This window comes from Pseudomonas sp. B33.4 (genome assembly GCF_034555375.1).
In the GTDB taxonomy this organism is placed as follows: domain Bacteria; phylum Pseudomonadota; class Gammaproteobacteria; order Pseudomonadales; family Pseudomonadaceae; genus Aquipseudomonas.
This window is the reverse complement of record NZ_CP140706.1, coordinates 2870973-2884623: the sequence shown is the minus strand read 5'-3', so window position 1 is coordinate 2884623 and position 13651 is coordinate 2870973. Positions and strand designations below refer to the sequence as shown.

Annotated in this window: 9 protein-coding genes; 5 read left to right on the top strand and 4 right to left on the bottom strand. The window is 59.4% G+C overall.

Annotated features, from left to right (window positions below):
• Window positions 1-33: 33 nt before the first annotated feature.
• Together U6037_RS12685 and U6037_RS12680 are read right to left on the bottom strand one after the other, a co-directional pair.
• Window positions 34-1056 (bottom strand): acyltransferase, encoded by a 1023-nt coding sequence (locus tag U6037_RS12685; protein WP_322846993.1) that lies wholly within the window; start codon window positions 1054-1056, stop codon window positions 34-36.
• Window positions 1057-1239: 183 nt separating this feature from the next.
• A complete protein-coding gene (locus U6037_RS12680) occupies window positions 1240-3546 on the bottom strand; it encodes a fatty acid cis/trans isomerase (RefSeq protein WP_322846992.1) in 2307 nt (768 codons plus the stop codon).
• Window positions 3547-3700: 154 nt separating this feature from the next.
• Here U6037_RS12680 and metH point away from each other — a divergent pair, with 154 nt between their 5' ends.
• Both metH and U6037_RS12670 read left to right on the top strand, forming a co-directional pair.
• Window positions 3701-7411, top strand: coding sequence for a methionine synthase (gene metH / locus U6037_RS12675; RefSeq protein ID WP_322846991.1), 3711 nt, complete (start codon window positions 3701-3703; stop codon window positions 7409-7411).
• 271 nt (window positions 7412-7682) lie between these two features.
• Window positions 7683-7901 carry a DUF2970 domain-containing protein gene (locus U6037_RS12670; protein ID WP_077573152.1) on the top strand — a complete coding sequence of 73 codons (219 nt, stop codon included), beginning with the start codon at window positions 7683-7685 and terminating at the stop codon, window positions 7899-7901.
• Window positions 7902-7906: 5 nt separating this feature from the next.
• On the opposite strand, the gene U6037_RS12665 is transcribed toward U6037_RS12670, so the two are convergent.
• On the bottom strand, window positions 7907-8980 hold the full coding sequence (locus U6037_RS12665; RefSeq protein WP_322846990.1) for an ABC transporter substrate-binding protein: 1074 nt from the start codon (window positions 8978-8980) through the stop codon (window positions 7907-7909).
• 525 nt (window positions 8981-9505) lie between these two features.
• On the opposite strand from U6037_RS12665, the gene U6037_RS12660 reads away from it, so the two are divergent.
• Window positions 9506-11164 (top strand): nitrite/sulfite reductase, encoded by a 1659-nt coding sequence (locus tag U6037_RS12660; RefSeq protein ID WP_322846989.1) that lies wholly within the window; start codon window positions 9506-9508, stop codon window positions 11162-11164.
• On the top strand, window positions 11148-11642 hold the full coding sequence (locus U6037_RS12655) for a DUF934 domain-containing protein (protein WP_008080464.1): 495 nt from the start codon (window positions 11148-11150) through the stop codon (window positions 11640-11642). The genes U6037_RS12660 and U6037_RS12655 overlap by 17 nt, the downstream gene beginning before the upstream one ends.
• 62 nt (window positions 11643-11704) lie before the next feature.
• Here the strand turns inward: U6037_RS12655 and sohB are convergent, their stop codons facing one another.
• Window positions 11705-12736, bottom strand: coding sequence for a protease SohB (gene sohB, locus U6037_RS12650; RefSeq protein WP_160058281.1), 1032 nt, complete (start codon window positions 12734-12736; stop codon window positions 11705-11707).
• 204 nt (window positions 12737-12940) lie between these two features.
• On the opposite strand from sohB, the gene U6037_RS12645 reads away from it, so the two are divergent.
• Window positions 12941-13651: a histidine phosphatase family protein gene (locus U6037_RS12645; RefSeq protein WP_242207224.1), complete on the top strand. Its 711-nt coding sequence runs from the start codon at window positions 12941-12943 to the stop codon at window positions 13649-13651.

Here is a 13651-nt window from a genome sequence, read left to right as displayed (position 1 = left end):
CAGTTTACGCCAATCGTTGCGCCGGACAAAGTCCTAGTATTTTTGTCGGGAAAGATTCTCGTCAGGCTCGTCATCAATATGAGCCTTGAGCCAGCGATAGCTGCGTTTTTCCACCCATTCGTAGCTCAACCAGGAGCCAACGCCGATCGCCAGCGCGCACACGACAAACATCAGATACGGGTTGACAACGTAGCGCCGCGCGATAAATCCACCCACCGACAGCACCAGAACGTGCATCAAGTACACCGAATACGAGCAATCGCCGAGCAGTTTGAGCACACGGCTGCGCTCGACATAACGCTCAAGCGAGATACACGCCATCACCAGCACCGCACTCGGCACGCCCCAGTTGAGCAGCCTCGGCGCCGGTGCCAGGTGATAAATCGCCAGTAACGCCGCGCCGATGGCGGTCAGCGGCAGCCACAAACCGGGGCCGATCCAGCCCCGGCGATAGAGCATGCCAATGCCGATCCCCAGCAGAAACTCATAGACGATGTCCGACCGATAAAATGCGCTGACCCAGCCAAACCCGGTCCAGGCCTGACACACGGCAAACAGCAGCGCGGCAACCACCAACAGGCGCACCTGCAAGCGAAACAGCAGCGCCCAGGCAAACAGCACGTAGAAGAGTATTTCGTAATTCAGCGTCCAGCCGACATTCAATGTCGGATAGATGCCATAGCCGCCGGGATTTTCAGTCGGAATGAACAGCAGCGACAGCAGCAAATGGCTCCAGTCCACCGTTTGATCCGGCAGCAACGGCTGGGCGAACACCACCAGCAGCGCCATCAACAGCGTGTACAGCCAGTACGCCGGGACGATGCGAAACAGGCGGTACAGCAGAAAGCGCGCGGGCAGCAGCGGTTTGTTTTCGGTCGAGAGGAAAATCACCAGACCGCTGATGACAAAGAAAATATCGACGCCCACCGCGCCTTTGTCGATGAACAGTTGGCCAATCGGCCCGCGCGCCTTGAAGTCGAAGAAAATCTGCATGAAGTGGTGGCAGACCACCGCCCACGCGGCAAGCGCACGCAGGGCTTGCACTGAAATCAACATCGGCCGCTCCCGTCCATGATTCCTGAAACCACCGCAGATCCCTTGTAGGAGTGAGCCTGCTCGCGATGGCGGCGGCACATTCAACATCTCTAGTGCCTGATTTTCCGCTATCGCGAGCAGGCTCACTCCTACAGGGGATTTGTGTGTTACCTGAAGCTGTGACAGTCGGCCTGTTTCAAACGATCAAAGATTCTCGTAGCGGTTCATGTCCAGCACACCCTCTTCCACCGGATCGGTTTCGTGGATGTACTGGCTCAGATCATGGAAATACAACCAGAATTGCGGATGACTGCGGCGGATTCCCCAGCGTTCGACGATTTTCTCGAAACGGTTGGCATCTTTGGCATTTTCCATTGCATCGACAAACGCCGGCACCTGATCAGCCGGGACGTTGAAGATGAAGTTCGGATAACTGCTGAGCACGCCCGGATAAATCGTGAGGGTGTCGAGCCCCGGCTGGTAGCGCAGCGACTCACCGAGCAGGAACGCCACGTTGCTGTGCGCGCGGTTGCGCAACAGGCTGTAGACCTCGCGCGTACCGCTGGCGGTTTCAATGCGCAGCATCGTCGCTTCCGGCAACTGGTCGATCACCTTCAAACCGGCCGCCGGGCGTGAAGTGAGGCGACTCAACGCCTGTTCGGCATTTTGCAGCGCGGGGTCGATATTCGGCCGCGAGCAATAAGCGCCGTCGCAACGGTTGATCGGATCGGGCCGCGCATTGAGATCGCCGTAACGCGCGAGCAATTGCATGGCGAAGTCGTATTTCGGGTTTTTTTCGTCGAGTTTCAGCGCAGTCGGCTTATCGTCGTCAATCGCCTCGTAATCGAGCCACATCTTGAACTGGCCGCTGCTCTGATACCAATCGTCGAGGTAATCCTCACGGGAATCGGCCGGCATCAGGCGCAGGAAGTTCTGCTCGGCACCGTTGCGGATCAGGTCGAAATACAGACGGGTTTGCGCCTGATGCGAGACGTTGCCGAACACATCGAAGTTGACTGCCAATTGGTAATAGGTGCGTTCGAGCAGCGGATAGTCGAACAGCCACATCGTCTGCGGCACCTCGCCAATCAGGCCTTTGGTCACCGAAGCGCTGTCGAAGTGACGGAAAATACTCAGCAACGCGTTGTCATTGCCGGCCCACAGGGTCGACCAGCTCGGTGCGGGCACATCGGCGTAGCTGTCGCGGCGCAAAGCTTCGTACTCGTTACGCTTGTTGCGGTAGTTATGCCACAGACTCAAAACACTGCCGACATCGTCGTTCTGCCCGGGCATGGCCAGCAACGGCGTGGCCTGGCCGCGATAGTTCGGATCGGTGATATAGAGGTCGTGTTCCGGCGCCTGGAACAGTGCCCAGAAGTTGTCGCGGATCACGTCGGTCGCGATTTGCCCACGGCACACCGGGCCGCGAATAAAGGTACGGACGAAATATTCGGCGTTATCCAGCATGAACTGATAACGCGCCTGCGCCGGAATCGCCTCGAAGGTAGCAAACGGATTGGCGCGGCTCTGCGGGCCGTAACCGGGCAACGCATTGACCTGCCAGTTGCCGCTGTAGAACAGGCTCTTGACCCGCGCCATCTTCGCCGTGCTGAGCGGATAGGTGATGTGGGTTTTATGCACAATCACGCCCTGCACCGGCCACAAGCGGTAATACACCTGGGTGCCCGGATCATCGTTGGGACGACGGGTGGCGATCAGGTCGATCGGCTGGCCAGTCGGTGTGCGCGAACGCACCCACTGGAAGTAATGCCCCGGCTCGCCATCCTTGAAATAGAGGTGTGCGAGGTACAAGTGCTCGTACAGCCAGCGGCCGACCAGACTCTGCCGGGCGCCTGGAGTATTGAGCAGATTTTCCCACTGGACGATTTGCAGCGCCTCTTTCGCGCTCGGCGCCAGGCTTTGCTCGTCAATCGGCGCACCTGACGCCAGCCAGCGCTGCAACGTCTGATACTGCTGATCGGTCAGCCCGGTCACCGCCAGCGGCATGCCTTCTTTAGGATGGGCACCGGCATAGCCTTCGAACTCGGCAGGCAGCGCGCACATATTCTGGCGGTTCAGGCCCAGCACGATGTCTTCCGGCAGTTTGGCGTTCGGCGTCAGCGGGGTTTTGTGGCCCAGCTCCAGCATGCGCGCCATCAGCGCGGCCTGACTGCCCTGCGCATCAAGCACCGAATAGAAGTCTTTCTGCTGCCAGGCGCGTTTGCCGAAGGCGTCGTAAAACAATCGGGTGGTCGGCGCCGCGACGGTGCGCTCGCCGTCATACACCGGCATTTTGCTCGCACCACGGGCCGCGCCCTCGCCACTGCCCAGATTCAACTGACAAGCGGAGTCGTAGCACGCATGGCAGGCCACGCACTTCTCGGTGAAAATTGGCTGGATGTCGCGGACGTACGAAATCGAAGGAGAAATGGCCGGTGCAGTCGCTGGCTCTTGCGCCACGGCGCCCCAGCTGAGAAACAGCAACACAAAACCAATGACGCGGTAAGACATGCTGCTGATCCCGATTGTTAAAAAACGCCGCGATTCTACAGTATGACGCTCGTACCAACATGAGCGATATTCATGCAAAAGCCCCGCATGCTCTAAAAGCGCACAGGTTTGCTATGATCCCGCTCCTTCGTAATGGTCTTTCCGAGTAGTCCAAATGTCCGATCGCAGCGTCCGCCTTCAAGCTCTCAAGCAAGCTCTCAAAGAGCGCATCCTGATACTCGACGGCGGCATGGGCACGATGATCCAGAGCTACAAGCTCGAAGAACAGGATTATCGCGGCAAGCGCTTCGCGGACTGGCCGAGTGACGTCAAGGGCAACAACGACCTGCTGGTGATCACCCGTCCGGACGTGATCGGCGGCATCGAGAAAGCCTATCTGGATGCCGGCGCCGACATCCTCGAAACCAACACCTTCAACGCCACGCGCATTTCCATGGCCGACTACGGCATGGAAGAACTGGCCTACGAGTTAAACGTAGAAGGCGCACGACTGGCGCGCAAGATCGCCGACGCCAAGACTGCCGAAAACCCGGAAAAGCCGCGTTTTGTTGCCGGCGTACTCGGCCCGACCAGCCGCACCTGCTCGCTGTCGCCAGACGTCAACAACCCGGGCTATCGCAACGTCACCTTTGATGAGCTGGTGGAAAACTACACCGAAGCCACCAAAGGTCTGATCGAGGGCGGCGCCGACCTGATCCTGATCGAAACCATTTTCGACACCCTCAACGCCAAAGCGGCGATCTTCGCTGTGCAGGGCGTGTTCGAAGAGCTGCACATCGAACTGCCGATCATGATTTCCGGGACCATCACCGACGCCTCCGGCCGTACCCTGTCGGGCCAGACCACCGAAGCGTTCTGGAACTCGGTGGCACACGCCAAGCCAATCTCGGTCGGCCTCAACTGCGCGCTCGGCGCCAGCGAATTGCGTCCGTACCTGGAAGAGCTGTCGAACAAGGCCAGCACCCACGTTTCCGCGCACCCGAACGCCGGCCTGCCGAACGAATTCGGCGAGTACGACGAACTGCCGTCGGAAACCGCCAAGGTCATCGAAGAATTCGCCCAGAGCGGCTTCCTCAACATCGTCGGCGGTTGCTGCGGCACCACGCCGGGCCACATCGAAGCCATCGCCAAAGCTGTTGCCGGTTACGCACCGCGTGAAATCCCGGACATTCCCAAGGCCTGCCGCCTCTCGGGTCTGGAGCCGTTCACCATCGATCGCAGCTCGCTGTTCGTCAACGTCGGCGAGCGCACCAACATCACCGGTTCCGCCAAGTTCGCCCGTCTGATCCGTGAAGACAATTACACCGAAGCGCTGGAAGTCGCCCTGCAACAAGTCGAGGCCGGCGCTCAGGTGATCGACATCAACATGGACGAAGGCATGCTCGATTCGAAGAAGGCCATGGTGACCTTCCTCAATCTGATCGCCGGTGAACCGGACATCTCGCGCGTGCCGATCATGATCGACTCGTCGAAATGGGAAGTCATCGAAGCCGGCCTCAAGTGCATTCAGGGCAAGGGCATCGTCAACTCGATCAGCATGAAAGAAGGCGTCGAGCAGTTCATCCATCACGCCAAACTGTGCAAGCGCTACGGCGCGGCGGTAGTGGTGATGGCGTTCGACGAAGCCGGCCAGGCCGACACCGAAGCGCGCAAGAAAGAAATCTGCAAACGCTCCTACGACATTCTGGTCAACGAAGTCGGCTTCCCGCCGGAAGACATCATCTTCGACCCGAACATCTTCGCCGTCGCCACCGGTATCGAAGAACACAACAACTATGCTGTGGACTTCATCAACGCCTGTGCCTACATCCGCGATGAACTGCCGTATGCGCTGACCTCGGGCGGCGTGTCCAACGTGTCGTTCTCGTTCCGTGGCAACAACCCGGTGCGCGAGGCGATCCACTCGGTGTTCTTGCTGTACGCGATCCGCGCCGGCCTGACCATGGGCATCGTCAACGCCGGTCAGCTGGAGATCTACGACCAGATCCCGCAAGAGCTGCGCGACGCCGTTGAAGACGTGATCCTCAACCGTACACCGGAAGGCACCGACGCCCTCCTCGCCATCGCCGACAAGTACAAGGGCGATGGCAGCGTCAAGGAAGCCGAGACCGAAGAGTGGCGCAGCTGGGAGGTCAACAAGCGTCTGGAACATGCTTTGGTCAAGGGCATCACCACGCACATCGTTGAAGACACCGAAGAATCGCGTCAGTCGTTCGCCCGCCCGATCGAAGTGATCGAAGGCCCGCTGATGTCCGGCATGAACATCGTCGGTGACCTGTTCGGCGCCGGCAAAATGTTCCTGCCGCAAGTGGTGAAATCTGCCCGTGTGATGAAGCAGGCCGTGGCCCACTTGATCCCGTTCATTGAACTGGAAAAAGGCGACAAGCCAGAAGCCAAGGGCAAGATCCTCATGGCTACGGTAAAAGGCGACGTGCACGACATCGGCAAGAATATTGTTGGCGTAGTGCTCGGTTGCAACGGCTACGACATCGTCGACCTCGGCGTGATGGTCCCGGCAGAGAAGATCCTGCAGGTGGCCAAAGAGCAGAAGTGCGACATCATTGGCCTGTCTGGTCTGATCACGCCGTCGCTGGATGAAATGGTTCACGTCGCTCGCGAGATGCAGCGTCAGGACTTCCACCTGCCACTGATGATCGGTGGCGCGACCACCTCCAAAGCGCACACGGCAGTGAAGATCGAGCCGAAGTACAGCAACGATGCCGTGGTTTACGTGACCGATGCCTCCCGTGCGGTCGGTGTAGCAACCCAGTTGCTGTCGAAGGAATTGAAGGCCGGTTTCGTCGAGAGAACGCGTCTGGAATACGTCGATGTGCGCGAACGCACTTCGAACCGCAGCGCCCGTACCGAGCGCCTGAGCTACGCCGCCGCCATTGCCAAGAAGCCGCAGTTCGACTGGGCGGCTTATGAGCCGGTCAAACCGACGTTTACCGGCAGCAAGGTGCTGGACAATATCGATCTCAAGGTGCTGGCCGAATACATCGACTGGACGCCGTTCTTCATCTCTTGGGATCTGGCCGGCAAGTTCCCGCGCATCCTCGAAGACGAAGTGGTCGGTGAAGCCGCCACCGCGTTGTACAAGGACGCGCAGGAGATGCTCGCCAAACTGATCGACGAGAAGCTGATCAGCGCCCGTGCGGTGTTCGGTTTCTGGCCGGCCAATCAGGTGCATGACGACGACATCGAGCTGTACGGCGATGACGGCCAGCCAATGGCCAAGCTGCATCACCTGCGTCAGCAGATCATCAAGACCGACGGCAAGCCGAATTTCTCGCTGGCCGACTTCGTGGCGCCAAAAGACAGCGAAGTGACCGACTACGTCGGAGGTTTCATCACCACCGCCGGCATCGGCGCCGAAGAAGTCGCCAAGGCCTATCAGGACGCCGGCGACGACTACAACTCGATCATGGTCAAAGCCCTCGCCGACCGTTTGGCCGAGGCTTGCGCCGAATGGCTGCACCAGCAAGTGCGTAAAGAGCACTGGGGTTATGCCAAGGACGAAACCCTCGACAACGACGCGCTGATCAAAGAGCAATACAGCGGCATCCGCCCTGCCCCGGGTTACCCGGCGTGCCCGGATCATACCGAGAAGGCGGCGTTGTTTGCCCTGCTCGACCCGGAGGCTGAAGAAATGCGTGCCGGCCGTAGCGGCGTGTTCCTCACCGAGCACTACGCGATGTTCCCGGCCGCCGCCGTCAGCGGCTGGTACTTCGCCCATCCGCAGGCGCAGTACTTTGCCGTGGGCAAGATCGACAAGGATCAGGTCGCCAGCTACACCTCGCGCAAGGCCCAGGAACTGAGCGTGACCGAGCGCTGGCTGGCGCCGAACCTCGGCTACGACAACTAAGCAGCCTCCGCCAGCGCCTACAGGTGCCCGCGTCGTTCACAAATCCTGTGAACCAACGCTGAACCTGTGGGAGCTGGCTTGCCAGCGATGGCGTCGGGTCAGCCAACTTTGATGTCGCGTGTGCCGGCCTCATCGCTGGCAAGCCAGCTCCCACAGGGTTTCGGGGATGCTCGCTTAACCCTCTCTCCTGCCCATTTCCCACATTTCATTTTGCAGTGTTCTGCAGAGGGTTGGCTATGCTTGTCTGACACACACGGCAGACGAGGGATTTATGGACGATCCAGTCGACAACAAACCGCCGACCTTCTGGCAGATGCTGCACAGCGTGATGGCTGCAGCGTTCGGGGTGCAGAGCGGCAAGAACCGGGCAAGGGACTTCACCCATGGCAAGCCCAGCCATTTCGTCATCCTGGGCATTCTGTTCACGGCGGTATTTGCGTTGACGCTGTTTGCCATCGTCAAGCTGGTGCTGCATTTCGCCGGGGTCTGACGCGGTCAGCGCATCAGCGTCTGCAAGCTGAACGGGTAGCGGTAGGAATCCGGCTGCCCCTTGGCTGAGAGCTTGCGGAAATCCACGCCGTAGTTCGGCGATTTGCCCATGGCCAGCATTTGTCGGGCGTGCTGTTTGTCGATCAATTGCAACAAGGGAATCTGCCGGTCACGGCCGCCGTAGCGATCCAGTTCGACGCCTTGCGCAACGTCATGCAATTCGACCAGCGCCCAGCCGCCCAGGGTAAAGTGTCCACCGACCAGTGCGCTCAGACGCCCGTCAACCAACGCCTGCAAGGCAGCCGGCGAGGTATTGACCGCGCTGAACAACGCATCTTTGCCGGGGATTTTGCCCGTCTCGGCATACGCACGCATCGCTCCGAAAGCCATTTCATCGTTGGCCGACCACACCAGTGAAACCTTCGGGTAACGGGCGAACAGCTGTTTCGCCTGTTCATAGGCGCGCTCTTGCGTCCAGCCGCTGTAAACCAGTTGCCGCAAGCGCAGCCGTGGATGCTCCGCCAGCGCCCGCTGCATGCCGTGCTCGCGCAGTTGCGCCGAGGGAGTGATTTTCAGCCCGGAGAACGCCAACACTTCAATCGGCTCGGTGCCTGTCGCAGACGGATGCAGGCGGATCAGCTCTTTCATCATCAAGTAGCCGCCCTCCTCGTCGTTCGGCACCAGACTGCCGATGCGATCGTCACGCTCGCCGACCAGCGCCTGTTGGTCAGGTGTCAGCACGGCGTTGACCATGAAGAGCTTCACGCCGCTGTTCTCGGCCAGACGCAGGATCTGCGGGGCGACGTATTGTTCATTGACGAATATCAGATACTCGGGGCGATTCGGCCCCTGCAACGCGAGGCGTGCCTGCGCCAGGGTCAGTTCGGGCTGGCGCTGGGAATAAAGGATCTGCAGATCGATACCCAGATCCCGGGCGGCCGCCTGCATGAATTGCGAATAACTGACCCAGAACGCTTCCTGCGTCGAGCCCGGATTCAGAAACAGCACAGACTCGGCCCGCGCGCTGGTCTGGAACAGCGCGCCGAACAACAGAAGACTGATGTGGAAGAGCTTGAACATGAAGCATCCGGGCCCAAGGAAAAATGGCCGCGCATTATAGCCATCGATCCACCGGCTATTGATGCCTGATCCCGTTTTTTGTCCGACAATTCGTCGGGCGCGGGCCCGGATGGGTCGTTTACTGATGGCTGACCCAGAATACCGCTGTTCCTACTACGAGAATGATCAGGAACAAAATGGCCCACGCATCGACGCTACTGTCGCTTTTTCTTGCCTTGGTCGGATTGCTCATTGCATCGCCTCTTGTCGGTTTTATCGGTGATTGCAGAAAGACTCGACCACAGTTAAGACGATGATTGTCCGCACGACAAATGTGGGTTAGTTGACAGCCATTCTCGTTAGGCGATTTGGTTCTTTCCATATACTCAAACATCACTTTTGCGCATAACTGCAAACAGGTATATTGCCCCGGCTCCCTTAGGGAGCGCGCGGCCGTGCGCGCAGAATTGCAGAGGCACCATCGGACTTCAGCAAGCGAAAACGCAGCGTTTTCCGAGTAGCCCAAAGCCTGAGAACAGGACTTATATGTACGTATACGACGAGTACGATCAGCGGATCATCGAGGACCGCGTCAAGCAGTTCCGTGATCAGACCCGACGCTATCTGGCAGGTGAGCTGAGCGAAGAAGAATTCCGCCCCCTGCGCCTGCAAAATGGCCTCTACATCCAGCGCTTCGCGCCGATGTTGCGGGTGGCGGTGCCTTACGGCCAACTGACTTCGCGTCAGATGCGCATGATGGCCAAGATTGCCCGCGACTACGACAAGGGCTACGCCCACATCAGTACGCGGCAGAACGTGCAGTTCAACTGGCCGGCGGTGGAAGACATCCCGGACATCCTGGCGGAACTGGCCACCGTGCAGATGCACGCGATCCAGACCAGCGGCAACTGCCTGCGCAACGTCACCACCGACCAGTTCGCCGGTGTTGCCGCCGACGAAGTGATCGATCCGCGCCCATGGTGCGAGATCGTCCGTCAGTGGACTACGTTCCACCCGGAATTCGCCTACCTGCCGCGTAAATTCAAAATCGCCGTCAACGGTTCGACCGCTGACCGCGCCGCCATTGAAGTCCACGACATTGGCCTTGAGCCGGTGCACAACGCCGCTGGCGAACTGGGCTTCCGCGTACTGGTCGGCGGTGGCCTCGGTCGTACGCCGGTGGTTGGCGCGTTCATCAACGAGTTCCTGCCGTGGCAGGACCTGTTGAGCTACCTCGACGCTATCCTGCGGGTCTACAACCGCTATGGCCGTCGCGACAACAAATACAAGGCGCGGATCAAGATCCTCGTCAAAGCCCTCACGCCAGAAGTGTTCGCACAGAAAGTCGATGCGGAAATGGAACACCTGCGCGGTGGCCAGACCACATTGACCGACGCCGAATTGCAACGTGTGGCCAAACACTTCGTCGATCCGGACTACAAGGCGCTGGAAAACCAGACCGCGCAACTGACCGATCTCGACAAAGAGCATCCAGGCTTTGCCCGCTGGCGCACCCGCAACACCCTGGCGCACAAGAAGCCGGGTTATGTCGCCGTGACCCTGTCGCTGAAACCGACCGGTGTGGCGCCGGGCGACATCACCGACAAGCAGCTCGATGCTGTCGCCGATCTGGCCGACCGCTACAGCTTCGGTCAACTGCGCACCTCGCACGAGCAGAACATCATTCTGGCCGACGTCGAGCAAAGCCAACTGTTCACCCTGTGGGGCGAACTGCGTGAAGGCGGTTTCGCCACGCCGAACATCGGCCTGCTGACCGACATCATCTGCTGCCCGGGCGGCGATTTCTGCTCGCTGGCCAACGCCAAGTCGATCCCGATTGCCGAATCGATCCAGCGCCGTTTCGACGACCTGGACTACCTGTTCGACATCGGCGAGCTGGACCTGAACATTTCCGGTTGCATGAACGCCTGCGGTCACCACCACGTCGGCCACATCGGCATCCTCGGCGTCGACAAGAAAGGCGAAGAGTTCTACCAGGTCTCCCTCGGCGGCAGCGCCAGCCGTGATGCGAGCCTGGGCAAGATCCTCGGCCCGTCCTTCGCTCAGGAAGCCATGCCTGACGTGATCTCGAAGCTGATCGACGTGTACGTTGAACAACGTACCGAAGACGAGCGCTTCATCGACACCTATCAGCGTATTGGCATCGACCTCTTCAAGGAACGCGTCTATGCAGCGAATCATTAAGAACAACGAGGTCGTCGACGAAACCTGGCACTTGCTGCCCAAGGATTTCAATATCGACGAGATCAGCAACTGCGACGACCTGATCGTGCCGTTGCAACTGTGGCGCGAACACAGCCGCATGCTCAAGGCCCGCGATGGCGGTCTGGGTGTGTGGCTGGACGCCGACGAAGAAGCCGAGGAAATCGGTGAAGACGTCGCCGAGTTTCAGGTGATTGCCCTGAATTTCCCGGCGTTCACCGACGGCCGCAACTACTCCAACGCCCGTCTGCTGCGTGACCGTTACGGTTTCAAAGGCGAACTGCGGGCGATTGGCGACGTGCTGCGCGATCAGCTGTTCTACATGCACCGCTGTGGCTTTGATGCCTTTGCCGTGCGCCCGGATAAAGACCCGTACGAAGCCCTTGAAGGTCTCAAGGACTTCTCGGTGACCTATCAGGCCGCCACTGACGAACCGCTGCCGCTGTTCCGTCGCCGCTGAAGGTTTAGTGCAGACAAAAAAACGCCGGTCATGTGACCGGCGTTTTTTTATGCCTGTTCGATTTACCAGAAGCGTTGCTGGGTCAGACGGCTCCACCAGCTCAGCAGTACGCGGTCAACCGAACCGCTGGCGGCCATGCCAATGCGCTCTTGCAGGCTTTTGCGTTCTGCATAGTGCAGGTGATAGACCTCGGCCTTCTTCGCCCGGTCTGCCAGGTATTCATCGCTGGTCTTCAGTTCATCGACCAATTGCTTATCCAGCGCCGCGACGCCGAGCCAGACTTCACCGGTGGCGACATCGTCAATCGCCAGTTGCGGGCGATAGCGGGCGACGAAGTTCTTGAACAGTTGATGAGTGATGTCCAGGTCTTCCTGGAACTTCTCCCGACCCTTCTCGGTGTTTTCGCCAAACACCGTCAGAGTGCGTTTGTACTCGCCGGCAGTGAGCACTTCAAAGTCGATGTCATGCTTCTTCAGCAAGCGATTGACGTTAGGCAACTGCGCCACAACGCCGATCGAACCGAGGATCGCGAACGGCGCGCTGATGATCTTCTCGCCGATGCACGCCATCATGTAGCCGCCACTGGCCGCGACCTTGTCGATGCACACGGTCAACGGCACGCCGGCCTCGCGAATACGCGCCAGTTGCGACGACGCCAGGCCGTAGCTGTGGACCATGCCGCCGCCACTTTCCAGACGCAGGACCACTTCGTCCTTGGCTGTAGCGAGGGTCAGCAGCGCGGTGATTTCATGGCGCAGGCTTTCGGTGGCCGAGGCCTTGATGTCGCCGTCGAAATCCAGCACGAACACGCGAGGTTTGGCCTCGGGCTTGTTCTTCTGCTTCTTCTCGCTTTTCTCGGACTTGGCTTCGCCCTTGCGCAAAGCCTTGAGCTGATCCTTGTCGAGCAAGGTCTGCTCCAGGCGCTCACGCAGGCCCTTGTAGAAATCATTGAGCTTGCTGACCTGCAACTGACCGGCCGACTTGCGCCGGCCTTTGCTGCGCAATGCGGCAAAACTGGCGAGCACCACCAGAATGGCGATCACCAGGGTGACGGTCTTGGCCAGGAAGCTGGCGTATTCGGTGAAAAACTCCACAGAGACTCCTTAGAACAGTGCGTGGATGTGAAACACACGCGGGATGGTTCCAGCATACCCATGCGCCGGCTCATCGGCCAGCCGTGAAACCTCTGGCAACACCCCTGTAACGGGCATTTCAAACAAGCGTATGTTTTTTCATTGACAGCTCCCCGCCATCCTCATAACCTCGCCAAACCTTCAACGTACCGGGATGACGCGGACGTGGGCAGTATCTACTTGATTCGACATGGCCAGGCCTCCTTTGGTGCAGACGACTATGACGTCCTGTCGCCGACCGGTGTGCGTCAGGCAGAAATCCTCGGTCAGCACCTCGCTGAACTGGGGATCAGCTTCGATCGCTGCCTCGCCGGAGACCTGCGCCGTCAACAGCACACGGCCACCAGCGCGCTCGAACAGTTCACCGCCAAAGGCCTGCCGGTGCCGATCCTGGAGACCGATTCTGCCTTCAACGAATTCGATGCCGACGCGGTCATCCGCGCCCTGCTCCCGGACATGCTGGCGGACGAACCGGAAGCGCTCGACATCCTGCGCAACGCCGCGCAGAACCGTGGCGAGTTCCAACGCATTTTTGCCCTGATCATCGAACGCTGGCTGGCCGGCACTTACGACACGCCGGGGCTGGAAAGCTGGCTGGGTTTCGTCGAACGCGTCCAGGCCGGGCTGCACCGAATTCTGGATCTGGCCGATAAAAACCAGAAAATCGCCGTGTTCACCTCCGGCGGCACCATCACTGCCCTGCTCCATCTCATTACGCAAATGCCTGCCAGACAGGCCTTTGAATTGAACTGGCAAATCGTCAACACCTCGCTCAACCAGCTGAAGTTCCGCGGTCGCGAGGTGGCTCTGGCTTCCTTCAACAGTCACGCACACCTGCAACTGTTGAAGGCTCCGGAACTCATCACTTTTCGCTGA

Coding starts and splice junctions, on each gene's coding strand:
- U6037_RS12685 (WP_322846993.1), bottom strand. CDS start 1,056: ATGTTGATTTCAGTGCAAGCCCTGCGTGCGCTTGCCGCGTGGGCGGTG.
- U6037_RS12680 (WP_322846992.1), bottom strand. CDS start 3,546: ATGTCTTACCGCGTCATTGGTTTTGTGTTGCTGTTTCTCAGCTGGGGC.
- metH (WP_322846991.1), top strand. CDS start 3,701: ATGTCCGATCGCAGCGTCCGCCTTCAAGCTCTCAAGCAAGCTCTCAAA.
- U6037_RS12670 (WP_077573152.1), top strand. CDS start 7,683: ATGGACGATCCAGTCGACAACAAACCGCCGACCTTCTGGCAGATGCTG.
- U6037_RS12665 (WP_322846990.1), bottom strand. CDS start 8,980: ATGTTCAAGCTCTTCCACATCAGTCTTCTGTTGTTCGGCGCGCTGTTC.
- U6037_RS12660 (WP_322846989.1), top strand. CDS start 9,506: ATGTACGTATACGACGAGTACGATCAGCGGATCATCGAGGACCGCGTC.
- U6037_RS12655 (WP_008080464.1), top strand. CDS start 11,148: ATGCAGCGAATCATTAAGAACAACGAGGTCGTCGACGAAACCTGGCAC.